The sequence below is a fragment of the Sulfitobacter sp. JL08 genome (genome assembly GCF_003352045.1).
Classification (GTDB): domain Bacteria; phylum Pseudomonadota; class Alphaproteobacteria; order Rhodobacterales; family Rhodobacteraceae; genus JL08.
Genome location: NZ_CP025815.1, coordinates 1,458,949 through 1,481,252, shown reverse-complemented (window position 1 = coordinate 1,481,252; position 22,304 = coordinate 1,458,949). Strand labels below are relative to the sequence as shown.

Sequence of the window (22,304 nt, the reverse complement as noted above, 5' to 3'; positions counted from 1 at the left end):
GCGGCCCCTATGCAGGCCCATAGTCAGTTCAAAGGAAAGTTATATGTCCCAGCGTAAAGGTATCATTCTGGCGGGTGGATCGGGCACGCGGCTGTATCCGATAACGATGGGCATTTCGAAACAGCTTTTGCCGATCTATGACAAACCGATGATCTATTATCCGATTTCGGTGCTGATGCTGGCGGGCATCCGCGACATTGCAATGATCACCACGCCCCAGGATCAGGAACAGTTCAAACGCACGCTTGGCGATGGCAGCCAGTGGGGCATTTCACTAAGCTATATTGTGCAACCCTCGCCCGACGGGTTGGCGCAGGCCTATCTTCTGGCCGAGGATTTCCTGGATGGCGCGCCTTCGGCCATGGTGCTGGGCGACAACATCTTTTTTGGTCACGGCCTGCCTGAATTGCTTGCCGAGGCGGACACGCAGGCAAGTGGTGGCACCGTGTTCGGCTATCACGTGTCCGATCCTGAACGCTATGGCGTGGTCAGTTTCGACAAAAACGACAAGGCCGTCGCGATTGTCGAAAAACCCGAAGTGCCGCCTTCGCGCTATGCGGTAACTGGGCTATATTTTCTGGACAGCGACGCGCCCCGCCTTGCCCGCGACGTAAAACCATCCGCCCGCGGAGAGCTTGAGATTACGACATTGCTGGAAATGTACCTGCACGCTGGCAAGCTGACGGTGAAACGGATGGGGCGCGGTTATGCGTGGCTGGATACCGGCACCCACGCCAGCCTGCTGGATGCGGGCAATTTCGTGCGGACGTTGGAACGCCGCCAGGGCTTGCAAACCGGGTGTCTGGACGAAATTGCCTATGCGTTGGGCTGGATCAGCGCCGACCAATTGTCAGAGCGCGCCGATATGTTCGCCAAGAACGATTACGGCGTTTACCTCAAGGGCATTCTGCGCTGATCAGAACAGGGCTGCGATGGCGCGGGCGGTATCGTTCATCCGGTTGGAAAAGCCCCATTCGTTGTCGTACCAGCCGACAACGCGCACCAACCCACCTGTGGTCACCGAGGTTTGTGGCCCTGCGACACAGCAGGAATGCGGATCGTGATTGTAATCGATCGAAACGAACGGATCGGTTTCAAATGACATGATGCCCGCCAGCGGCCCGCTTGCCGCATCGCGCAGCGCTGTGTTGACCGCATCGGCCGTGGCTGCGCTTTCGGGAACAAAACACAATTCAACCATAGACACATTGGGCGTTGGCACGCGCACCGCCGATCCTTCCAGCTTGCCCGCCAGTTGCGGCAGAACCAGCCCGATGGCCTTGGCCGCGCCTGTTGTCGTCGGGATCATCGACAACGCCGCCGCGCGCCCGCGATACAGATCGCGATGCGGGCTGTCATGGGTCGGCTGATCGCCTGTATAGGCGTGGATTGTCGTCATGTAACCGGTTTTTAGGCCCACCGTCTGATCCAGCACCATGGCCATTGGGGCCAGGCAATTCGTGGTGCAGGACGCGTTGGAAATGATCTTGTCACCGGCAACAAGCGTTTGATGATTTACACCGTAAACAATCGTGCGATCCGCATCTTTGGCGGGGGCCGATACCAGCACCCGCTTGCTGCCATTTTTCAGATGCAGCGCTGCTGCGTCGCGGCTGGTAAAGTGGCCGGTACATTCATAGACGATATCAACACCGCCCCAGGGCAGCTGATCCGGGTCTTTCTGATTGGTCAGGGCGATGGTGTGGCGCCCGGCTGTCAGGGTTGTGCCATTCAGCGCGATATCACCGCGAAACCGGCCGTGAACGGAATCGACCTTAAGCAAATGCAACAGGGTTTCCGGCGGGGTCAGATCGTTGACCGCGACCACCTGAATGTCGGTGGCATCCTGTTCGACCAGGGCGCGCAAGACACAGCGCCCGATCCGGCCGAACCCGTTGATAGCGATCCGCGTCACCATGATTTCCCCCTTTTGTCACAAAGCACATGTTAGCGCTAACTTAGTCGATACATAGCTTACTGGCAGGGTAAATGGCAAGTTATTCCTTGTCACACACAGGTCAGATCGTGCACATGTGACCGCGTTCAATACCTGCTGACTGGCGATCAGGGGCGCGGGGCCGTTCGCGCCTCCAGCCGTTCCAGATTGACGATGGTGGACAGCATCAACCGGTCCTGGCTCCAGTCGCCGGGGCGCTGGATGGCCACAGTTCCAAACACCAGCAACGCCACCAGCGGCACCTGCACAAACCGGAACAGGTTGCGCCCGTCACGCGGCAGTGTCGTGTTCAACATCGATGTCACGCGGTAGCGCAGGAACCGCGCAGAATTCGAACTGAACGGATCAAGATCAATGCGGACGAAGGCGACATTGGGAATAAAGCGGTGCGACCGGCTGCGAATGCCATCCTGACACACCCGCAACAGGCAGTCGCAATAGGAATTCGCATCGAATTTATGGCGTGCCAATATGGTCTGATCGCAGGCCAGTTCACGCAAATGCCCGATGCTGCGCTTCCAGATCAGAAAGGCCGGGTTCCAGAAAAATAACGGTTTCAGCGTTTCCAGCCCGATTTCCCATTCCACATCACCCTGCCGGATATGCTGAAACTCGTGCGCCAGCGCCATGCGAAGATCATCGCTGTTTTCCAGCATCTTGGTGGGAATGACGATGAACCGGTGCCACGGACTGCGGGTTGAAAACGGGACAGAGACCGTATCACTCAGCCGCAACTGGACATTGCCGAACTGACGCCATTTGTAACTGCGCCGGATCAGGTTGCGCAACTGAACGGCGCTGGCCAGAACCCGCAGCGTCAGCACGCTGAACCCCGCCAGCAGAAACAGGGCTGCCGTGATGCCCAGCGGTGTTTTCAGCGTCACCAGATCATGGGTCAGCCGGTCGCGAAATCCGATAATGTCGGCAAAGGCCGTGGCCTTCATTTCTATCCGCCCATCCAGATACTGGGCAACGACGAAATCCGAAAGGTTGGGCACGAAGCGGTTGCCGATTATGCCGGTGCCAAGCGCATATTGAAAACCGGCAGCGATGAACGGGCTTAGCGCAACGGCAAAAAACAGGCTGTTGATCAGGCGCAACTGCGTGCCAAAGGCGTGGCGCAATCCGGCCAGACGCATCAGCGACCACGCAACCATCCACAGGATGACGGCCGCGACCAGCAAAATATTCGCATTGATATAGGCATTCAGAAAGGCATCAATCAGTGTCATTTTTCAACCTCTTGTCCAATAACGCCCGTATTTCCTCTAATGCCTCTTCCGATATGCCCTGATCATCGACCAACCGCGCAACCAGCGACGCGGGCGTGCCATCAAACAGCTTGTTTGACAGATCGCGCAGGGATTTTGACTGGTATTCTTCCTTGGCCAGCACAGGTTTATAGACAAATGTCTGTCCCGTTTTCTTGCTGGTCACAAATCCCTTCTGCTCCATGATGCGCAGAATTGTGGCCGCCGAAGTATAGGCTAGGTTGCGCGACGGGTCTAGGTTGGCCAGTACGTCCCTGACCGTCCCCTCGCCTAGGGTCCAAAGCTCGGTCATGAACTCAAGCTCGACCTCGGTCAGGAATTCGTTTTTCTTTTTGGGTCTCATCCGCACCCCGGTCCTGATGTTGCATCCTCTTCGGCTGTAAGATCAGTAGAACCGATCCCGCGCCATTTTCCAATGTCGAATTTGGCCATCCGCTCAGACCTTCCAGAAACAGAACACGCCCCACGCGATGCTGATCGCCAGCGGCGCCCAAAGCGGCATACCCATAAGCCCAAGCCAGGCAAGGAATATGTAGACCGTGCCCAGCAGCGAAATAAACAGCCGGTCACCGCGCGTTGTGGTCAGGCCCAACACGCCCTTGCGTTCGCCGCCACCGGGATATTTGATTTCAATCACCGTCAGTATCCCGATTGCGGTGAAAATCCCGATGAACACCAGCGCCGTGGGCCATGTCCATGCCATCCATCCCAGCATTTTCGCCCCCTTTCCTATACGCGCCCAAGGGCAAAACCCTTGGCGATGTAGTTGCGCACAAAATAAATCACGACCGCTCCGGGGATGATCGTCAGCGTGCCGGCCGCCGCCAGCAGGCCCAGTTCATACCCCGCGCTGGACGCGGTTTTTGTCATCGTGGCTGCAATCGGTTTTGCCTCGACCGCAGTCAGGGTCTTGGCCAGCAGCATTTCCACCCACGAGAACATGAAACAGAAAAACGCGGCCACACCGACACCCGCCTTGATCGACGGCAGAAAGATGGTCACGAAAAACCGCGGAAAGCTGTAGCCGTCGACATAGGCGGTTTCGTCCAGTTCCTTGGGCACGCCCCGCATGAACCCTTCCAATATCCAGACCGCCAGCGGGATGTTGAACAGGCAGTGCGCCAGCGCCACGGCGATATGCGTATCAAACAGGCCAACGGATGAATAAAGCTGAAAGAACGGCAGGGCAAACACCGCCGCAGGGGCCATCCGGTTGGTCAGCAGCCAGAAGAACAACTGCTTGTCGCCCAGAAAGCGATAGCGCGAAAACGCATAGGCAGCAGGCAGGGCGACAGCGATGGAAATCACAGTGTTCAAAGACACATAGAGGATCGAGTTGATGTAACCCCAATACCAGCTGGGATCGGTAAAGATCACCGCGTAGTTTTCCAGCGTGAAGGTTTGCGGAAACAGGGAAAACCCCGAAAGGATTTCGTTTGTGGTCTTAAAGCTCATCGCGACCAGCCAGTAGATGGGCAACAGCAGGAACAGGATGTACAGGATCGGGATCAGGCTGCGCTTTTTCATTTTGCGTCGTCCTTTGTCATCAGCGTGTAGAACAACCAGGACACCAGCAATGTGATGGCGAAATAGATCAGCGACATCGCCGCCGCCGGCCCCAGATCGAACTGGCCCAACGCGATCTTGACCAGATCAATCGACAAGAGGGTCGTTGAATTACCCGGGCCTCCGCCTGTTAAAACAAAGACTTCCGTGTAGATATTAAAGCTGTCCATAAACCGCAGAAGGATTGCGATGGTCAGCACCTGTTTCATCTTGGGCAACTGAATATAGCGAAACACCGACCATGCGCTGGCCCCGTCGATCTTGGCCGCCTGATAATAGGCGTCCGGGATCGACACGAGGCCGGCATAGGACAGCAAAACCACCAGCGACGTCCAGTGCCAGACATCCATGGTGATGATCGTGGCCCACGCCGCAAAGGGGTTTTGCGTCATGTCATAGTCAATACCCAGCGTATGGTTCATCAGATATCCTAGGAGGCCGATGTCAGGCAGGGTAAAGATGTTCCACATGGCCCCGACCACGTTCCACGGGATCAGCATGGGCAGCGCCATCGTCACCAGACAGACAGGCACCCAGAACCCCTGCCGCGGCATGGAGAGTGCTATGATGATACCCAGCGGAATCTCGATCAGCAGGATCAGACCGGTGAACAGAAACTGCCGCCCCAAAGCGGCATGGAAGCGTTCCGAATTCAGCAGTTCCTCGAACCAGCGCAGCCCTTCCCAGAAAAACTGGTTGTTGCCAAAGGTTTCCTGCACCGAATAATTCACCACCGTCATCATCGGGATCAGCGCGTTGAAGGCGACCAACAACAGCACCGGCAGCACAAAGAACCACGCTTTGTGGTTTTGCGTTTTCATGCGTCACCTCCTGTGTCGGGTCGGGTTGCGATCCAGCCGTCGCGGTAAAGGCGGGTTTTTTCGGGGGCCAGATTCAGAAACACCTCGCTGCCCTGTTCGGGCACGGCGCCTTCGATCACGGCCTTGATCTTGGTGTCTCCGGCCATCGCCTCGACCACATTGTGACGCCCCACATCCGAGATTTTGCGCACGCGCGCTGGAATACCGGATGCGGCAATACTCACGAATTCGGGGCGCACACCGATCTGCATGTCGCCAGTGTCAGCGCCGTCTATTTTTCCTTCAAGATCAATCTTCATCCCGTTGAAAAAAGTAGCTTTATCGCGGATTTCGCAAGGCAGGATGTTCATTCCGGGCGATCCGATGAAATGGCCGACAAAGGTGTGGGCGGGGCGATCAAACAGTTCTACGGGGGTGCCGATCTGCACAATCTCGCCATCCTGCATCACCACCACCTGATCGGCAAAGGTCAGCGCCTCGGTCTGGTCATGGGTGACGTAGATCATCGTGGCGCGCACTTTCTGATGCAGTTCTTTCAGCTTGCTGCGCAGCTTCCATTTCAGGTGCGGATCGATCACCGTTAACGGCTCGTCAAACATGACGACATTCACATCGTCACGCACCAGCCCCCGCCCCATCGAAATCTTTTGCTTGTTGTCCGGTGACAGCCCGGCGGCACGCGTGCCCAACATTTCGGTCACGTCCAGCATCTCGGCAATCTCGTGCACGCGTTCGGCCACGCGGGCCTCGGCCACGCCGCGATTGCGCAAGGGAAAGGCCAGATTGTCGAATACCGTCATCGTGTCGTAGATCACCGGAAACTGGAACACCTGCGCGATGTTGCGCTTGTCCGGCGGCAGATGCGTCACATCGCGGTCATCAAACAGGATACGACCTTCGGACGGGGCAAGTAGCCCTGAAATGATGTTCAACAGCGTAGATTTACCGCATCCCGAAGGGCCAAGCAGCGCGTATGCCCCGCCATCCTGCCAATCCAGATCAATCTTTTTCAGCGCGAAATCATCCGGCCCCTGCGGGTTCGAGTAATAGCTGTGGCGCAAGTTGGAGAGCGTGATTTTTGCCATGATCCTAACCCCTTACGCCACGATCTTGCCGTCGGGTGCGAAATAGAAACACGCGGACGGGTCCAGATAGAACATGTGGGTTTCACCCACCTTGAACGGATGTACCCCGTGGGACAACGATACCCAGTCGCCCGCGTCCATCCGGAAATGCGCACTGCTTTCCGATCCGCTGAGTTCGGTCACCAGCACTTGGCCATCAAGGGCGATGGAACAGGATTTTGTCGGCACCGGGCTGACGTGATGGGGGCGTATGGCCACGGTATAGGTGCCATCCGCCAGTGCGGCGGCATCCCCCGCCATCGGCCAGGTGGTTTGCGATGTCAGGCGCGCGGTGTCGCCCTGTTTTGTCACGGTTGCAAAATTGATCGGCGGATCCGAAAAAACCTGTGCCGAAACAAGATCTTGCGGCGCGCGGTAAATCTGGGCCGTGGGGCCGAACTGGGTCACAGACCCGTCATTCATCAACCCGGTCATGCCGCCCAGCAACAGCGCCTCTTCGGGTTCGGAGGTGGCGTAAACCACAACCGCGCCACGGCCTGCGAAAATCTCGGGCAGTTGTTCGCGCAATTCCTCGCGCAATTTGTAATCCAGATTGGCCAGCGGTTCATCCAGAAACACCGCCTTGCTTTCCTTGGCGATGGCGCGGGCCAGCGCGGTACGCTGCTGTTGTCCACCGGACAGCTCGTGCGGGCGGCGGCCCAGCATCGGGCGCAGTTGCAGCACATCGGCGGCCTGTTCCACCCTGCCCTGAATTTCGGATTTAGCCATGCCCGCCACGCGTAACGGCGAAGCAATGTTGTCAAAAACGCTCATGTGCGGGTAATTGACGAAAAACTGGTGCACGAGGGAAATGTTGCGTTTCTGCGTGTTCAGCCCGGTCACATCCACGCCGTCAAACAGGATCGTCCCGCCGGCGATCGGATCCAAACCCGTCATCATCTTGATCAGCGATGTCTTGCCCGCGCCCGTCTGCCCCAGCAGAACGTTGAAATGGCCCGGTTCCAGCACCATGCTTGTCTCTTTGATGTGGACTTTGCCGTTCACGACTTTGGTAATGTTCTTGAGTTCTACGGCCATGCGCGATGGTGCCCCGGCTAGGTGGTGGTGATGGTGCGTCAAATCGGCCGGGACCAAAAAAGGCCCCGGCCAGTGTGTATGCGCCCAAGTGGGTCAGGCGCACAGGGAGAACCGTTTAGTTCGCCGCCCAGCGCGCCACCAGTTCGTCATAGTTGACGGTCTGGCCTTGCGGCTTTTCATTGTCGAGCTTGGGCTTGGCACCACCGTTGGCAAACCACCATTCCGCGTCTTTTTCTTCGTTCAGACGCGGACCGCAGCCGCCATAGATGTTGGCGGCCTCATCGGCGGCCTGCATCCGGGACATGGTGATATCCATTTCCTCGGCCAGACGATCCATTGCTTCCTGTGGCGTAAACGCGCCAGAGTTCACATCGCCGATCTGTTGCCACCAGATTTGCGCCAGCTTGGGGTAATCCGGCACGTTGATGCCCGTGGGCGACCATGCCACACGATCCGGCGACCGGTAGAATTCGACCAGACCACCCAGTTTGGGGGCGCGTTCGCTAAAGCTGTCGTGATTGACGGTGCTGTTGCGAATAAAGGTCAGGCCAACATGCGATTTCTTGGTATCCACGGTTTTGGACACCACGAACTGGGCATAAAGCCACGCCGCCTGTGCGCGATCCAGCGGGGTGGACTTGAGAATTGTCCAGGATCCCACGTCCTGATAGCCGACCTTCTGGCCTTCTTCCCAATAGGGGCCGTGGGGGCTTGGCGCCATCCGCCACAACGGGTTGCCTTCGTCATCGACGGTGTTGTTGCCTTCCGATTTCGGCTTGACCATGTCGGCGGTAAAGGCGGTGTACCAGAAGATTTGCTGGGCAACGTTGCCTTGTGCCAGTGCGGGCAGCGACTGATAGAAGTCATAAGATGCCGCACCGGGGGGTGCATAGGCGCGCAGCCATTCATCCCATTTGCGGATCGCATAAACCGCCGCAGGGCCGTTTGCCGCCCCGCCGCGCGTTACCGACGCACCGACAGGGTTACAGGTACCCGCTTCCATCCGGATACCCCATTCGTCGATCGGAATACCGTTGGGTTCGCCCTTTGATCCGGCACCGGCCATCGACAGCCAGGCATCGGTCATCCGCCAGCCCAGATCGGGCGCGCGTTTACCGTAATCCATGTGGCCATAGATGGTCGTTCCGTCGACTTCCTTGACGTCGTTGCTGAAAAACTCGGCGATATCTTCGTAAGCGGACCAGTTGACCGGCACACCCAGATCATAGCCGTATTTTTCCTTGAACGCAGCTTGCAGATCCTCGCGGTCGAACCAGTCCTTGCGGAACCAGTAGAGGTTGGCAAATTGCTGGTCGGGCAACTGATAAAGGTCGCCATCGGGGCCGGTGGTGAACTGGATGCCCATGAAATCGGCCAGATCAAGGCCCGGATTGGTGACACTTGCGCCATCGCCTGCCATGAAGTCGGTCAGGTTATAGGCCAGTTGCAACCGCGAATGGGTGCCGATCAGATCACTGTCATTGACATAGGCGTCATAGAGGTTCCGGCCGGTCTGCATCTGGGTTTGCACCGCCTGCACCACTTCGCCTTCGCCCAGAATCTGGTGATTGACCTTGATACCGGTTATTTCCTCGAACGCTTTGGTCAGCACTTCGGATTCGTAGGAATGTGTCGGAATGCCTTCGGACAACACGTTGATTTCCATGCCGGCATAGGGCTGCGCCGCGTCGATGAACCACTTCATCTCGGCCATTTGTTCGTCCTTGCTCAGGACAGACGGTTGAAATTCCTGATCAATCCAGCGTGTGGCGGCGGCTTCGTCGGCCATAGCTGTCGTGGACCCCGCGATCACGGCAGATGCCGCAACTGCGGAGAGCAGATACTTACGCATCTTGTCTCCTCCCTTGAGATTTGGTGCCGGTTTCCATCCGGCTGAGCCAGTGTGGTTCCAACACCGGCTTTTTGTCAAACTAAATTTTTAGTAGACAGTTCAACCGATATAAACTGGGCCTGACCGGACCTGAAAACTACTTAAGGTATCGGCCATAACACACTGTTATACCGACAATATGTCTTTATAGTCTTCACGCAGGACATTCTTTTGCACCTTGCCCATCGTATTCTTGGGCAGTTCCGGCAGCACAATCAGTTTTTGCGGATGCTTGAAGCGCGCCAGCTCGGATTTGATGGATCGGGTGATTTCATCCAGATCAGGTGAAGCCCCGCGTTTGGGCACGACGATTGCCACAACACCTTCGCCGAAATCCGCGTGGGGCACGCCGATCACCGCGCTTTCCTGCACGCCGGGCTGATCGTCGATCACCATTTCGATTTCCTTGGGATAGATGTTGTACCCCCCGGAAATAATCAGATCCTTGTCGCGTCCGACGATGTAGATATATCCGTCTTCGTCGATGCGCCCCAGATCGCCGGTCAGGAAAAACCCGTTGTCGCGCAATTCGGCGGCGGTTTTTTCGGGCATCTGCCAATAGCCCTTGAACACGTTTGGCCCGCGCACCTCGATCTGGCCAATTGTGCCCTGATCCACATCGGCGCCATCGGCATCCGTTATCCGGACCTCGACCCCCGGCAGGGGAAACCCGACACTGCCCACACGCCGTTCCCCTTCATATGGGTTGGACGTGTTCATATTTGTTTCGGTCATGCCGTAACGTTCCAGAATACGGTGGCCGGTGCGTTCGAAAAACGCGGTGTGGGTTTCGGCCAGCATCGGGGCCGAACCGGACACGAACAACCGCATATGTGCAGCCACTTCGCGGGTGAATTCCGGCGTATCCAGCAGGCGGGTGTAAAAGGTTGGCACGCCCATCATGGATGTGGCGCGCGCCATTTCGTGCACAACCTGCCCCACATCGAATTTCGGCAGGAAAATCATTGCCCCGCCCGCCAGAAGGATCACGTTCGTCGCCACAAAAAGCCCGTGAGTGTGAAAGATCGGCAGGGCGTGCAGCAACACATCACGGTCGCTGAACTGCCAGTACTCCACCAGCGTCTGCGCATTGGACAACAGGTTCTCCTGGGTCAGCATCGCGCCCTTGGATCGTCCCGTTGTTCCGGATGTATAAAGGAACGCAGCCAGATCATCACTGCTGCGTGCCACAGTATCAAAGCTGTCGGGCTGCGCCTGTGCCTTGTCCACGATGCCGCCGGTGCCGTCATCGTTCAAGGTATCCAGCGCCGCACCGCAGGCCGCTGCAATCGGGGCCAGCGTTTGCGCGCGCGCATCGGGGCACAGGACCAGACGTGCGCCGCTGTTTTCGATAAAATAAGCTAGTTCCGCTTCTTTATAGGCAGTGTTCAGAGGCAAAAACACCAATCCGGCCTGCACACAAGCGGCGTAAACGGCCAGCGCCTCGGGCGATTTGTCGATTTGTACCGCCAGCCTGTCGCCCGCCACCAGCCCCGCATTTGAAAACACATGGGCAAACCGCGCCGTCATCGCCAGAAAATCGCGATAGCTCAGAACGCCTCCATCCGGCAGCAGCAGGAAATCCGCATCGCTCCCCTGATGGGTTCCGAACAATGTATCATAAAGCGGGTTCGCCATATTCCGGCCTCCGAATTCTTTAGCGTTTGATGCGGGTTGCGTTGCGTGCCTGCGCCTTGACCGCGGACGAGGCGACCACCTGCCCCCCCGTGGTAAATGCCTGTACGTTTTCAGCGATTTTGGACAGATCGTACAGGTAATTCACCATTGCGCCCTTGGATTGTGCCTGCCCTTTGGCGGACAGATCGGCCTTGGCATGAACCGCGTGCACCATTGCCCCGTTGCCCAGATGGAACCGTGCCACCGGATCGATCGGCATGCCATCCAGCCGTTTGGCGTTCAGCAGGAAATCAGCGGCCACTTCGTCAATTTCGGCATCCGGGTTCAGTTCGTTCTTGTCCACGCTTTCCATCCATGCCGCCAGCCCCGGAATAGGCGACAGGGTCACAAAGGTTTTCAACCCCGGCAGATCACGGGCCAGATCACCTGCCACCTGTTTGATCAGCGAGTTGCCAAAGGAGATGCTGGCCAGCCCGGCCTGACAGTTAGAGATCGAATAGAACACGGCGGTATCCGCCTCTTGCGGGGGCAGTTCGGTGCGGTCTTCTGTCAGAACCGAATGGATCGAACTGGGCACACCGCGGGTCAGCGCGACCTCGACGAAAATCAGCGGTTCGTTTGGCATTGAGGGGTGAAAAAATGCAAAGCACCGCCGGTCGCTAGGCAGCAGACGGGCGCGCAGATCGTCCCAGCTGTCGATGGCGTGCACGGCCTCGTATGCGATGATCTTTTCCAGAATCTGCGCCGGACTGTCCCAGTTGACGGGGCGCAGCACCAGAAAGCCACGGTTGAACCACGACGCAAACAGGTGGCGGAAATCCAGATCGACAGGGGCCAGTTCGGGGTGGTCGCGCACCAGTTTCAGCAGATCGGCGCGCATTGCCACCAATTGCCCCGTCGCCCCCGGAACCTGGTTCAGACGGCGCAGCATTTCCTGACGCGGCGCTTCGGCCGCTTCGACAAAGGCGCGATAGGTGGCTTTGGTCTGATCCGCCTCGTACGCATCCAACGCGGCGCGCACCTGATCGGGCTGAATATCCATATCCTGCGCCAGCATCAGGAAAAACGCCTTTTTCTCGGCGTCTTCCATCGCGTGGTACCGGTTCAGGATTTGCTGGGCCAGCACCATGCCCTGCACTTCGTCGTGATTGCGCACCAGATCGCGCATCATTTCATCCAGCGGGGCACCGCTGTCGGCCTGCTGTGCCAGCGGTTTTGTCGCCCGCTCAAACACGGTCGACAGAAGATCGGCAAGCAGGCTCATAACGCGGGTCCCATCACCGCATCGGGCAGCCATGTCGCAATGCCCGGAAACAGGCACAACAGAATGATCGCAACGACCATACAGGCGACAAAGGGCAGCGATCCCAAAAGGATGGTCTTGAGCTTGATGTCAGGGGCGATGCCGTTGATCACGTAAAGGTTCAGACCCACCGGCGGCGAAATCAAACCGATTTCCATGTTGATCGTCAGAATGACGGCAAACCAGATCGGATCGAACCCGGCGGTTGTGATGATCGGCAACAGGATCGGGGCCGCCATCAGAATGACCGCGACGGGGGGCAGGAAAAAGCCCGCAATCAGCAGGAACACGTTGATCGCCCCCATCAGCACCCAGCGGTTCACATCCAGCGTGCCGATCCATTCGGCAATCGACTGGGTGATGAACAGGCTGGACAGCATGTAGGAAAAAACGCCCGCGGCGGCGATGATGAACAGGATCATCACGCTTTCCTTGGTGCTGTCGCGCAGAACAACCCACAGATCGCGCGGGTTCCACAACCGGTAGATCACCATCGCAATGATCAGGCACAGCAACGCGCCCACGGCTGCCGTTTCAGATGGCGTCGCAACGCCGCCATACATGGCGTAAAGAACGCCAATGATGATCACCAGAAACGGAACCACCCGGGGCAGGATTTCGAATTTCTCGCGCCAGCTATAGCTGGTGGATTGCAAAAGCTGGGCGTTGCCCGACCGCGCCGTAGAATAAAGCGACCATGCCATGAACAACGTCACCAGCAACAGGCCGGGAAAGACACCGGCCAGAAACAGCCGCCCGATCGATACCTCGGTTGCGATGCCGTAGACGATCATCGTGACCGATGGCGGGATCAGGATACCCAATGTGCCCCCGGCGGCGATCGACCCGGCGGCGACACCATCGGGATAGCCGCGCTTGCGCATCTCGGGGATACCCATCTTGCCGATGGCGGCACAGGTTGCAGGGCTTGAGCCCGACATGGCGGCAAACAGGGCACAGGCCCCCAGATTGGAGATCACCAGCCCCCCCGGCACCCGGGTCAGCCAGCGCTCCAGCGCCTCGTAAAGATCAGCACCGGCGCGGGTCGAGGCGATGGACGCCCCCATGATGATGAACATCGGAATGGACAGAAGGGCAAAATTATCCAGCTTGCCGAACAGGATTTCCGGCATCAGTTCAAGGCTGCGCACGCCATCGAACACAATCAGGAAACCGCCCGATACGATCAGCAGGCCCAGCGCGACCGATACGCCGGAAAACAGCACGAATATGGTGAAAAACGCAACCAGTCCGGCCAGTGTAAGCGGATCCATTATGCGTCCTCCAGCCCGAATGGCGCATCAATCCTGAGCAGGACAGCGACCAGATCGGCGATCAGTTGCAGACCCAGAAGGGCGAAACCGACAGGCAGGGCGGCATAGGGGATCCAGAGGCGCACGGCCCAGATTGTATCGGACGTCCAGCCGCGTGACCACGCAAGGTGCCAGTAATCATAGCCGTAATAAAGCATCACCGCGACAATCACGATTGACGTGGTCAGCGTGACGATGCACAGGGCCAGCCGCCAGCGCGACGGCAACATCAGGGGGATCAGATCCACGTTCACATGGCCGCGCAGGCGCTGCACATAGGGCAAGCCGATCAGGGTGGCCGCGATGACAAGGTAAATCACCATCTCGGTCTGCCAGACCGTTGATCCGTTCAGCACAAAGCGCACAAAGATCATCTGGCAGGTAATTCCAACCGCCAGAACGATCATCGCCGCAGAACACCATCCAGCCACGGTGGATATGGCTGCAACGCCTCGTAGAAACCGGTTGTCGCCCGTCTTGGCAACGCTGGTCGATAGCTGGCCCGACATGTGCCGACCCCCTGTTTTTCGTGTTGATTTCGTTATTCAGGTCGGGATGGGGCACATGTTTTGCGCCCCATCCGTGATCTTTACGTCAGATCAGATCATTCAACGGCAAGCGCCATGTCCAGCAATGCCTGACCATCGGGTACATCTGCCACGAACGCGGCATAAGATGTGGTTTTCGCCAGTTCACGCCATGCGTCGAAATCGGCCTGAGTCATTTCGGCAATTTCAACACCGTTGTCGGCAAACACCTGTGCCGATGCCGCGTCTTCATTCTTGGCTTCTTCCAGATAGAACGCTTCGGCCTTGGCCGAAGCAGCCAACAAGGCATCCTGCTGTTCGGCGGTCAGGCCTTCAAAGGTCGATTTGTTCATCAACAGCGGCTGGTACATGAACCACAGCGCCACATCTCCGGCAGGCGTGTAGCAAGACACCTGTTCGTAAATCCGGTAGGATACAAATGACGACGACGATGTGTTGGCCGCGTTCAGAACGCCGGTCTGCATCGCATTGTAGATTTCCGAGCTGGCCATCGACGCGATCGAGGCCCCTGCCCCTGCCAGCATCTGTTCGAACGCCTTGCCCGCCGCGCGGGTTTGCAACCCGGCTACGTCTTCGGGTTTGGTGATGCATTTGTCTTTGCCCGCAAAGCCGCCGGCAAGGTATCCGTGCACCAGAACCATCACATCATCTTCGGCCATCTTGGCCTCAAGCGCTTCCATGAACGGGCTATCCGCCAGGCGCGCGGCATGATCGTGGTTTTTCACCAGGCCGGGCATCAGTGTCAGGTTATAGGCCGGTTGCTGGCCGCCTGCGTAAGACAGCGGCAGAACAGTCATGTCCAGCTGGCCACGGCTAAGCGGCTTGTACTGCTCGCGCGGTTTGAACAGCGATTTCGATCCGAAAATCTTGATCTCAAGATCGACATTCGCGGCGGCAACCTCGTTTGCGACGATCTCGGCCACCTTGTGGCGGATGTCGCTGTTGGACCATTGGTGCGACAGGCGCAATTCGGTGGCAGACACGGCGCTGGCCGCCAACAGGGCAACGGCAGCAACGCCGGATGCGAATAGGTTCTTCATGGTATCCTCCCAGATAGACAGGTCCGAAAACGATGCGGACCATTGCGAGCAAGTAACCGCATCCGTGCATTCCATGTCAACCTTTTTGTATACAAGAATACTAAACTTGCATTTTCATAGGGCCGCTGCTAGGAAACCTCATGGATAAACGCCGTGCCGATATCATTGCCGAAGAACTGGAACAGCTGATCCTCACATCGGGATTTTCTGATGGCGAACGGCTGGACGAAATCAAGCTGGCAGAGCGTTTTGGCGTGTCGCGCACGCCGCTGCGCGAGGCGTTTCAAAAGCTGGCCACATCCGGTCTGGTCAATCAGGTGCCCCGCCGTGGCGTATTCGTGCGCCAGCCCGGACCGGTTGAATTGCTGCAGATGTTCGAAGTGATGGCCGAGCTTGAGGCCGCCTGCGGGCGCTTTGCCGCGCTGCGCATTTCAGACGAGGCGCTGGAACAGCTGGAGCAGGCCAATCTGAAGTGCCAGACAGCGGTGTCAGAGCAGAACGCCAGCGAATACTATATTGAAAATGAACGATTTCATCATCTGATCTACGCGCAGTCGGGCAATGCCTTTCTGGAACAGGAAGCGCTGCGCCTGCACCGGCGGCTAAAGCCGTATCGCCGGCTGCAATTGAAACTGCGGGGGCGTATGCGCCAGTCGATGGACGAACATAACCAGATCGTGCGCGCCCTGCGCGACGGCGATGCCGATCGTGCAGCGCGGGCGTTGCGCGATCACGTGGCGGTACAGGGTGAAAAATTCCAGCATCTGATGGCGGGCCTGAAAACCGCGGCTGCGTAAGAAACCAGCCGAGAAATCAGGGCGTCAGAACCTCTGCCCTACATAGATATAGGTATAGTTTTCGCCGTCCCGGTTGCGCACCAGATCCACCGCCAAATCCATCGGAAACTTGCGACTAAGCCGGAACCGCCCGCCAATACCGGCGGCATATCTGATGTCCGTATCGCCGAGTTCTGAAAACGAATCCGCGGTGTTGCCGAACCCGCCGAAAACGGAATAACCGAACCGCGCACCCAACTGCCCCCGATAGGCAATCTGCGCCGAAAGCAACCGGTCGCCAAGTGTTTCAAACGCATTGTATCCGCGAAAGGCATCGCTACCGCCGATCGAACATTTTTCGAAAAACGGGGTGTTGTCGGTGACTCCACAGGCTGCAACCCGCATGGCGATCACCCCCGGCCCCAGACCGCTGATAAAGTGATCGAAGGTCAGAACCGCCTTTTCGAATTCCCGTGCGGCCCCGTCAACCGTACGGCCCTGCCCCGCCGTGACCTGCAAGTGCGACCCTTCGGTGGGGTATAATGAATCATCCCGGGAATCCGCAGCAAAGACCAGATTGACCGTGACAATGTTGAGATCGGCATCCGGCAGCAGATCTGACGGCAGCACCCCGGACCCGTCGCGCCGGATCTGCGTATCAAGCTGGCTGATTTCCAGACCGGCCGAAATGTGCCGGTTGAACCCGTATGATCCCGACAATAATCTCAGGCGGCCGCTTTGATTGATCGCAACCGGCACGCCCAGCGGAAAGGCGTCATAAAAGGCATCAACCTCGCCCAGAAAAAACGTGGTTTGCCAGCGGTTGTCGCTTAAGGAAAGTTTACCCCCTGCGCCATACCCGTTGGTGCCGTTCGAGGTTTTCAGCCCCGCCAGCCCCAAAAATGATGTGTTGGATCCGGCATCGCTCTGGAAAAGATAACCGCCACCCAGGGTAAGGCCGGTTCCGAACATCGGGCTGCGCATCGGTATAGGCGCAACAACAAATGAACCGTTGCCAAATCCGAACGGCGTGTCGGCCACCGCTTCCAGCGCACTGCGCCGATCAAGACCTTCCTGTGTATTGTCTGCAATACTGCCCGCATGGGCGTTCTGCACTGCCGTCAATGCAACCAGCAGTGCGCTTGCCGCGATCCTGATGCGCGATATCGCACAAAGCTTTTGCAGTCGACGAAACAGCAGATGCATGAAACGGTCCTTCCCGCCTGTGATCACGAGGCCAGATCAGTTTACACGTCACATGGCACCTGCGAAAGCCGTGCGCAGATTTTGGGTTGTCCACTGTTACATGAAAAAGGCGGGTCCGTTTCCGGACCCGCCCTGCGTATTTAATAATCAGTGCTCTGGTGTCAGCGTTTACTACGGCGTCTGCGGCCAACAAAGGCCATGCCGCCCAAACCCGCCAGCAGCAGTGGCATTGCCGCAGGCACCGGCACTTGCGACAGAACGATATTGATGTCGCCCGCGTAAGACCGGCACCCTGTTTGCGCGCAGCTTTGCGGTTTTTCGGTAAAATCAATCCATGTCGACAGGCCCAGCAGGGTCGCGTCCTTGTCGTTTGCGCCGATCCCGAATTGTACCTTCAATGGATCACCGCGCAGGGAAATGTCATAGCTTCCCAGCGCCTCGCTTCCGGCAAGGGCCGTCATCATGCTGGATTTCGTCACATCCAGTTCGAAAAAGCGCCAGTCTGACCGGTCGCCGGCATAACCGGGCGCGTCTTTGTAGGTGCCCGGATCGGCGACTTCGGACATGTAGACTTCGACAAAGAATCCCTCGCCCGCAGCGTTCCTGACATTGCCGGTCAGCGTCGCCTCGTTACCGTTCACCGCAAAAATGCCGTGACCCGGCAGCGCGTTTTCAAAGGTGAAATGGTTTGGCTTGCTGCCAGATGATCCGCTGGGATTGCTGTTGCCAGAAAACCAAACACTGTGTTCGGGCTGACCACCTTCGTAATGGCTGAACGCTTTATAGGTTGACGCTGCGGCCGATCCGGCCGCCAGCATCAACGTCACAGCGGCCGCTGCGACGGTACTTTTGAAAAACATTGTATTCCCCCTTGGATGCAGGTCTTTGGCTGTTTCCAACAGCGACCCACATCAGATTTCACTCATTAAACTAACGTGACGACGATGTTCGCAGTTTGCCGTAGGTGGGTATATGAAATTCACGAAGAACCGGCCCATTGGCGGGTTTTCAGGAACAATAAGGAAAAAGGATATCTATTGGAATCTCTGAAGAACTTCCCCATTTTGGCGTGATTTGGTATGGTTTCTGCGGATGAGAGAGGAGCCCGCCGATGCCCAAACAGCCTGCCATTCCCGGCCTTGGTGATGCGGTGAAGAAGAAGGTGACGCGCCGCGAGAAGTTCCTGTCGGAGATGGATGCGGTGGTGCCTTGGGGTCGTCTGTTGGCGCTGATCGAGCCGCACTATCCGAAGGTTGGGTCAAAGGGTGGTCGGCCACCGATGCCACTGGAGACGATGCTGCGAGTGTATTTCCTTCAGAGCTGGTACGCGCTGAGCGATCCGATGGCCGAAGAGAGCCTGTATGACAGCGAGGCCATGCGCCGGTTTGCCGGTATCGAGCTTGGCGATGACCGCATCCCCGACGAAACAACGATCCTGAACTTCCGGCACCTGCTGGAGAAGCATCAGCTGACCGAGAAGCTGTTTGCCGAGGTGAATGCCTATCTTGCCGACAAGGGCGTCACGCTGCGCTCTGGCACGTTGGTGGATGCGACGATCATCGATGCGCCGTCCTCGACCAAGAATGAAGCCAAGGCCCGCGATCCCGAGATGTCATCCACCAAGAAGGGTAATGACTGGTACTTCGGCATGAAGGCCCATGTTGGCGTCGATGCAGACAGCGGCATCGTCCACAGCCTGGAGACCACCACTGCCAAGACCCACGATAGCCAGGTCTGGGACGAACTGCTGCACGGCAACGAAACATCCGTCTGGGCGGACAAGGGCTACGTGCATTCCGAACGAGAGGCGGCCTTCACCAAGGATGCAGGCCGGTTCTGGGGCGTGATGCGCAAGGCACCCAAAGGTGGCGAACTGGATCCGCTCGACGTGCAGATCAACCGGATCATCGCAAAGGTCCGGGCCAAGGTTGAGCACCCGTTCCGGATCCTGAAGCGCCAGTTCGGCCACGTGAAGACGCGCTACCGTGGGCTGGCCAAGAACCGGGCGCATCTGTTCACGCTCTTCGCCCTCGGCAACCTGTTCATGACCCGGAGAAAGCTGGCAGCATGAGGCAGAGTCTGCCCAAAAACGCCGAAACCGCCACTCAGGCGGCCGAAACAGCGGGAAAATCGCTGGAAATGGGACGTCTGACGCCCCAAACTACCTTCAAGCCGGCACGGCGGCGAAGCCGAAGGCGTTGATCAGACGTTCCTATTGTTTCGGTACCTTTCATCCTCACTGTTGCGGCCCGTCCAGCGCATGCAACCCAGAGGATAAGCCGCTTCACATTCAAAACCTGGCATTGATTCGCCGGTCAGGTGCCGTCAGTTCAACCGTTTGGATCAGGTAAGGCATGGGCGCAGGCCATGACAAACGCCCCGCCAGTCAGGGCCTTTGATGTTTGTTTGCGGCGGCAAAACGTGCCAGAACCTTGGTCATCTTTAAGGAGTATTCGATATGCGGGCACATCGTATTTTTAAGGCCCTCTTTGCCGCTGGCTGTGTTGTCTATCTATCCAGCCCCGCAGCATTGGCCCAAATGGAGGCACATTGTCTGTTGGGACAGGCCAGCGATCCCGACAGGCAGGTTTTCACCTGCTCCGGGGGCTTGGTGATCGAACTCGAAGCTGCGGCGCAAATGGGGTTCACGACGGGCGATTCCGATGCGGACACGCTTGATCTGACAGGCGGGGCCGCCCTGATCGAGGTTACACCGGGCGGTTTTGCCCCGCAGATCAGAACGCCGCACGCCATCGCCGCCGTGCGCGGCACGGTTTACGCGGTGGATGTGACAGATACTGGCACGTCTGTCTTTGTTGTGCGCGGTCAGGTGGATGTCGGTGCGCTGTCAGATCAGGAAGCCCCCGTAGTTCTGGGGCCGGGCGACGGGGTGGACGTAACACCCGGCGAAACGCTGGAGGTTAAATCGTGGGGGGCGGCGCGGGTCGCGGCCCTGTTGGCGCGCTTTGGCAGATGATACGTCGAACACGTCTGCGCACGTTGCTGATTGCGCTTTTCGGTGCCCTGTGCGCCGCGATCTGGGCGATTTTCCTGTCACTTCCGCATCTCGGTGCGCGTGCCGGATTACTGGACCGGTTTGAATCCGGCCTGATCGACCTGCGCTTTTCTACGTTCGGCCCTGTCGACCTGCCCAGCGATGTTGTCGTGGTTGCCATAGACGATGCCGCGCTGGCCGATCCGGCGCTGGCCGCCATGACCGGGCGTGCGCGTCTGGCCCATGTCATCAACGCCATCGCGGCGCAAAACCCCAAGGTACTGGCAGTGGATGTCGTGCTGGCCGATGCGGGGGATGCCGCCGGCAATGCCGCGCTTGCCGAGGCCATCGGATCGCTGCCCAGCGTGATCGCGGCCGCGGGGACATTTCCGATTGTACAGGCCGGTTCTGGCCTGCCCGTGCTTGAAAACGAACTGTGGCCCCTACCCGTTTTCAGCGCCGCCGCGGACACCGGATGGGTCAACATTGCTACCGACGTTTCCGGCACACCGCGCCATATTCCCTTGATGTTTCTGACATCGCAGGGGCTGCAGCCGGCCCTGCCATTGCGCGCAGCCGCCCTGTTCAGCGCAGACACCCCGGAATTTGACAGGAATGTTCTGCGTCTGGGTGCCCGCGAGACGCGGCTTGATTTCGGGTTCCACATGCCGCTGCGTCTGGCGGGGCCAAGCGGCACGGTTGCGACGATACCGGCGCTGGATTTGGTTGAGGGGCGCGCGAACGGGCGTTTGAGCGGCAAAATGGTGGTTCTGGGCCTGACCGGCACAGGGCTGGGCGACAGGTTTCCAACCCCGTTTGATGGAAATACACCCGGCGTCGAACTGATTGCGACGGCCATTTCGCAGCTTTTGGGCGGGCCCGGTCTGGTGCGGGATGACACTGTGCGCCGCGTCGACGTGGCGATGGCTGCGAGCGTGGCATTTTTGTGCACGTTTATTGTGCTTGCCCTGTCCCTTGGGCCGGGCGTCACGTTGGCATTGGGCGTTCTAGGCCTTTGGATCGCTCTGATCTGGCTGGCCTTTCCGTTCGGCTGGTGGCTAAGCGCGGCGTTGCCGCTGCTGGCCACACTGCCGCCGGTGCTGGGAGCTGCGGGGATGCGCTATGTTCAGGAACGGCGCAGGTCGGCCATTACGGATCGCGCGGTTGTCGCGCTGAAGAAATTCCAATCACCCGCGCTGGCCGACATGATTGCCGATGATCCTGATTTTCTTTCCCGTCCGGTGACGCGCGATCTGGTGATCTTTTTTGTCGATCTCAGCGGTTTTACCCTGTTGTCGCAAACATTGGGGCCACAAGGCACCGAGGACTTTCTGAAGCGGTTCCATTCGGTTGTCGCACGGGAAGTGCACAAGCAAAATGGCATTGTTTTCAACTATATGGGTGATGGCGCGCTGGCCGTATTCGGGATGCGCGACACGCATCCCAATCCCGCCGATGACGCGATGAAAGCAGCGTTCGATCTGGTTGCAGCAATCGTTGCACTGGGGACATCTCAGGGGCTGGATGTGCCGCTGGGTTGCCGGATCGGCATACATTTCGGCCCCGTGGTCCTGTCCCGTCTGGGGGATGACCGGCAACAACAGGTATCCGTCACCGGAGACAGCGTGAACCTGGCCAGCCGCCTGATGGAAATCGCCAAGGCGCAGGGCGCATCCATTGTCGCAACTGCGGATGTGCTTTCCGCACTAAACGCGCGGCCAGAACGCGATGCCGCCGAAATCAAAACTGTCGAGGTGCGCGGACGTGCCGGCAATGTTGACGTGCATTTGTGGACGGTCTGATCGGCAGTGCGCCGC

21 protein-coding genes are annotated in these 22,304 nt (G+C 58.2%); 5 read left to right on the top strand and 16 right to left on the bottom strand.

What is annotated here, in order from left to right; translation table 11 throughout:
• Positions 1-43 precede the first annotated feature (43 nt).
• The gene (gene rfbA, locus C1J05_RS07375) at positions 44-916 is read left to right on the top strand and encodes a glucose-1-phosphate thymidylyltransferase RfbA (protein WP_114869684.1); all 873 of its coding nucleotides are present in this window, start codon (positions 44-46) and stop codon (positions 914-916) included.
• On the opposite strand, the gene gap is transcribed toward rfbA, so the two are convergent.
• The 14 genes from gap to dctP all read right to left on the bottom strand — a co-directional run bounded on the left by gap (position 917) and on the right by dctP (position 15,510).
• Entirely contained in the window at positions 917-1,918 is a 1,002-nt protein-coding gene (gene gap, locus C1J05_RS07370; RefSeq protein ID WP_114869683.1) for a type I glyceraldehyde-3-phosphate dehydrogenase, read from the bottom strand.
• Between the two features lie 146 nt (positions 1,919-2,064).
• Positions 2,065-3,189: a M56 family metallopeptidase gene (locus C1J05_RS07365; protein ID WP_114869682.1), complete on the bottom strand. Its 1,125-nt coding sequence runs from the start codon at positions 3,187-3,189 to the stop codon at positions 2,065-2,067.
• Positions 3,176-3,571 (bottom strand): BlaI/MecI/CopY family transcriptional regulator, encoded by a 396-nt coding sequence (locus tag C1J05_RS07360; RefSeq protein WP_114869681.1) that lies wholly within the window; start codon positions 3,569-3,571, stop codon positions 3,176-3,178. The genes C1J05_RS07365 and C1J05_RS07360 overlap by 14 nt, the downstream gene beginning before the upstream one ends.
• 93 nt (positions 3,572-3,664) lie before the next feature.
• A complete protein-coding gene (locus tag C1J05_RS07355) occupies positions 3,665-3,943 on the bottom strand; it encodes a DUF2160 domain-containing protein (protein WP_114869680.1) in 279 nt (92 codons plus the stop codon).
• A gap of 14 nt (positions 3,944-3,957) precedes the next feature.
• Positions 3,958-4,755, bottom strand: a complete 798-nt coding sequence (locus C1J05_RS07350; RefSeq protein WP_114869679.1) for a carbohydrate ABC transporter permease — start codon at positions 4,753-4,755, stop codon at positions 3,958-3,960.
• Positions 4,752-5,615 carry a carbohydrate ABC transporter permease gene (locus tag C1J05_RS07345; RefSeq protein WP_114869678.1) on the bottom strand — a complete coding sequence of 288 codons (864 nt, stop codon included), beginning with the start codon at positions 5,613-5,615 and terminating at the stop codon, positions 4,752-4,754. The genes C1J05_RS07350 and C1J05_RS07345 overlap by 4 nt, the downstream gene beginning before the upstream one ends.
• Positions 5,612-6,700, bottom strand: a complete 1,089-nt coding sequence (locus tag C1J05_RS07340) for an ABC transporter ATP-binding protein (protein WP_114869677.1) — start codon at positions 6,698-6,700, stop codon at positions 5,612-5,614. Before C1J05_RS07340 ends, C1J05_RS07345 begins: the two co-directional genes overlap by 4 nt.
• 12 nt (positions 6,701-6,712) lie before the next feature.
• Positions 6,713-7,777: an ABC transporter ATP-binding protein gene (locus C1J05_RS07335; protein WP_114869676.1), complete on the bottom strand. Its 1,065-nt coding sequence runs from the start codon at positions 7,775-7,777 to the stop codon at positions 6,713-6,715.
• A gap of 115 nt (positions 7,778-7,892) precedes the next feature.
• Positions 7,893-9,629 carry an ABC transporter substrate-binding protein gene (locus tag C1J05_RS07330; RefSeq protein ID WP_114869675.1) on the bottom strand — a complete coding sequence of 579 codons (1,737 nt, stop codon included), beginning with the start codon at positions 9,627-9,629 and terminating at the stop codon, positions 7,893-7,895.
• A 165-nt stretch (positions 9,630-9,794) separates the two neighbouring features.
• Positions 9,795-11,306, bottom strand: a complete 1,512-nt coding sequence (locus C1J05_RS07325; protein ID WP_114869674.1) for a malonate--CoA ligase — start codon at positions 11,304-11,306, stop codon at positions 9,795-9,797.
• A 19-nt stretch (positions 11,307-11,325) separates the two neighbouring features.
• Positions 11,326-12,570 (bottom strand): malonyl-CoA decarboxylase, encoded by a 1,245-nt coding sequence (locus C1J05_RS07320; RefSeq protein WP_114869673.1) that lies wholly within the window; start codon positions 12,568-12,570, stop codon positions 11,326-11,328.
• Positions 12,567-13,883, bottom strand: coding sequence for a TRAP transporter large permease (locus C1J05_RS07315; protein ID WP_114869672.1), 1,317 nt, complete (start codon positions 13,881-13,883; stop codon positions 12,567-12,569). Before C1J05_RS07315 ends, C1J05_RS07320 begins: the two co-directional genes overlap by 4 nt.
• Complete coding sequence (locus C1J05_RS07310) at positions 13,883-14,431, bottom strand: TRAP transporter small permease (protein ID WP_114869671.1); 549 nt, start codon at positions 14,429-14,431, stop codon at positions 13,883-13,885. Before C1J05_RS07310 ends, C1J05_RS07315 begins: the two co-directional genes overlap by 1 nt.
• Before the next feature lie 95 nt (positions 14,432-14,526).
• Entirely contained in the window at positions 14,527-15,510 is a 984-nt protein-coding gene (gene dctP, locus C1J05_RS07305; protein WP_114872180.1) for a TRAP transporter substrate-binding protein DctP, read from the bottom strand.
• 140 nt (positions 15,511-15,650) lie between these two features.
• Between dctP and C1J05_RS07300 the strand changes: the two genes are divergently transcribed.
• The gene (locus C1J05_RS07300; RefSeq protein WP_114869670.1) at positions 15,651-16,307 is read left to right on the top strand and encodes a GntR family transcriptional regulator; all 657 of its coding nucleotides are present in this window, start codon (positions 15,651-15,653) and stop codon (positions 16,305-16,307) included.
• A 24-nt stretch (positions 16,308-16,331) separates the two neighbouring features.
• Here C1J05_RS07300 and C1J05_RS07295 read toward each other — a convergent pair whose 3' ends face one another.
• Together C1J05_RS07295 and C1J05_RS07290 are read right to left on the bottom strand one after the other, a co-directional pair.
• Positions 16,332-17,492, bottom strand: a complete 1,161-nt coding sequence (locus tag C1J05_RS07295; protein WP_114869669.1) for a BamA/TamA family outer membrane protein — start codon at positions 17,490-17,492, stop codon at positions 16,332-16,334.
• Positions 17,493-17,653: 161 nt separating this feature from the next.
• Positions 17,654-18,352 (bottom strand): VPLPA-CTERM sorting domain-containing protein, encoded by a 699-nt coding sequence (locus tag C1J05_RS07290; RefSeq protein ID WP_114869668.1) that lies wholly within the window; start codon positions 18,350-18,352, stop codon positions 17,654-17,656.
• Between the two features lie 251 nt (positions 18,353-18,603).
• Here C1J05_RS07290 and C1J05_RS07285 point away from each other — a divergent pair, with 251 nt between their 5' ends.
• The 3 genes from C1J05_RS07285 to C1J05_RS07275 all read left to right on the top strand — a co-directional run bounded on the left by C1J05_RS07285 (position 18,604) and on the right by C1J05_RS07275 (position 22,289).
• Positions 18,604-19,563 carry an IS5 family transposase gene (locus C1J05_RS07285; RefSeq protein WP_114868636.1) on the top strand — a complete coding sequence of 320 codons (960 nt, stop codon included), beginning with the start codon at positions 18,604-18,606 and terminating at the stop codon, positions 19,561-19,563.
• Positions 19,564-19,950: 387 nt separating this feature from the next.
• Complete coding sequence (locus tag C1J05_RS07280) at positions 19,951-20,469, top strand: FecR family protein (protein WP_114869667.1); 519 nt, start codon at positions 19,951-19,953, stop codon at positions 20,467-20,469.
• Positions 20,466-22,289: a CHASE2 domain-containing protein gene (locus C1J05_RS07275; protein WP_114869666.1), complete on the top strand. Its 1,824-nt coding sequence runs from the start codon at positions 20,466-20,468 to the stop codon at positions 22,287-22,289. Before C1J05_RS07280 ends, C1J05_RS07275 begins: the two co-directional genes overlap by 4 nt.
• Positions 22,290-22,304 lie beyond the last annotated feature (15 nt).

Excerpts from the sequence above, each read along its gene's own strand:
- rfbA (WP_114869684.1), top strand. The coding sequence starts at position 44 with ATGTCCCAGCGTAAAGGTATCATTCTGGCGGGTGGATCGGGCACGCGG.
- gap (WP_114869683.1), bottom strand. The coding sequence starts at position 1,918 with ATGGTGACGCGGATCGCTATCAACGGGTTCGGCCGGATCGGGCGCTGT.
- C1J05_RS07365 (WP_114869682.1), bottom strand. The coding sequence starts at position 3,189 with ATGACACTGATTGATGCCTTTCTGAATGCCTATATCAATGCGAATATT.
- C1J05_RS07360 (WP_114869681.1), bottom strand. The coding sequence starts at position 3,571 with ATGAGACCCAAAAAGAAAAACGAATTCCTGACCGAGGTCGAGCTTGAG.
- C1J05_RS07355 (WP_114869680.1), bottom strand. The coding sequence starts at position 3,943 with ATGCTGGGATGGATGGCATGGACATGGCCCACGGCGCTGGTGTTCATC.
- C1J05_RS07350 (WP_114869679.1), bottom strand. The coding sequence starts at position 4,755 with ATGAAAAAGCGCAGCCTGATCCCGATCCTGTACATCCTGTTCCTGCTG.
- C1J05_RS07345 (WP_114869678.1), bottom strand. The coding sequence starts at position 5,615 with ATGAAAACGCAAAACCACAAAGCGTGGTTCTTTGTGCTGCCGGTGCTG.
- C1J05_RS07340 (WP_114869677.1), bottom strand. The coding sequence starts at position 6,700 with ATGGCAAAAATCACGCTCTCCAACTTGCGCCACAGCTATTACTCGAAC.
- C1J05_RS07335 (WP_114869676.1), bottom strand. The coding sequence starts at position 7,777 with ATGGCCGTAGAACTCAAGAACATTACCAAAGTCGTGAACGGCAAAGTC.
- C1J05_RS07330 (WP_114869675.1), bottom strand. The coding sequence starts at position 9,629 with ATGCGTAAGTATCTGCTCTCCGCAGTTGCGGCATCTGCCGTGATCGCG.
- C1J05_RS07325 (WP_114869674.1), bottom strand. The coding sequence starts at position 11,306 with ATGGCGAACCCGCTTTATGATACATTGTTCGGAACCCATCAGGGGAGC.
- C1J05_RS07320 (WP_114869673.1), bottom strand. The coding sequence starts at position 12,570 with ATGAGCCTGCTTGCCGATCTTCTGTCGACCGTGTTTGAGCGGGCGACA.
- C1J05_RS07315 (WP_114869672.1), bottom strand. The coding sequence starts at position 13,883 with ATGGATCCGCTTACACTGGCCGGACTGGTTGCGTTTTTCACCATATTC.
- C1J05_RS07310 (WP_114869671.1), bottom strand. The coding sequence starts at position 14,431 with ATGTCGGGCCAGCTATCGACCAGCGTTGCCAAGACGGGCGACAACCGG.
- dctP (WP_114872180.1), bottom strand. The coding sequence starts at position 15,510 with ATGAAGAACCTATTCGCATCCGGCGTTGCTGCCGTTGCCCTGTTGGCG.
- C1J05_RS07300 (WP_114869670.1), top strand. The coding sequence starts at position 15,651 with ATGGATAAACGCCGTGCCGATATCATTGCCGAAGAACTGGAACAGCTG.
- C1J05_RS07295 (WP_114869669.1), bottom strand. The coding sequence starts at position 17,492 with ATGCATCTGCTGTTTCGTCGACTGCAAAAGCTTTGTGCGATATCGCGC.
- C1J05_RS07290 (WP_114869668.1), bottom strand. The coding sequence starts at position 18,352 with ATGTTTTTCAAAAGTACCGTCGCAGCGGCCGCTGTGACGTTGATGCTG.
- C1J05_RS07285 (WP_114868636.1), top strand. The coding sequence starts at position 18,604 with ATGCCCAAACAGCCTGCCATTCCCGGCCTTGGTGATGCGGTGAAGAAG.
- C1J05_RS07280 (WP_114869667.1), top strand. The coding sequence starts at position 19,951 with ATGCGGGCACATCGTATTTTTAAGGCCCTCTTTGCCGCTGGCTGTGTT.
- C1J05_RS07275 (WP_114869666.1), top strand. The coding sequence starts at position 20,466 with ATGATACGTCGAACACGTCTGCGCACGTTGCTGATTGCGCTTTTCGGT.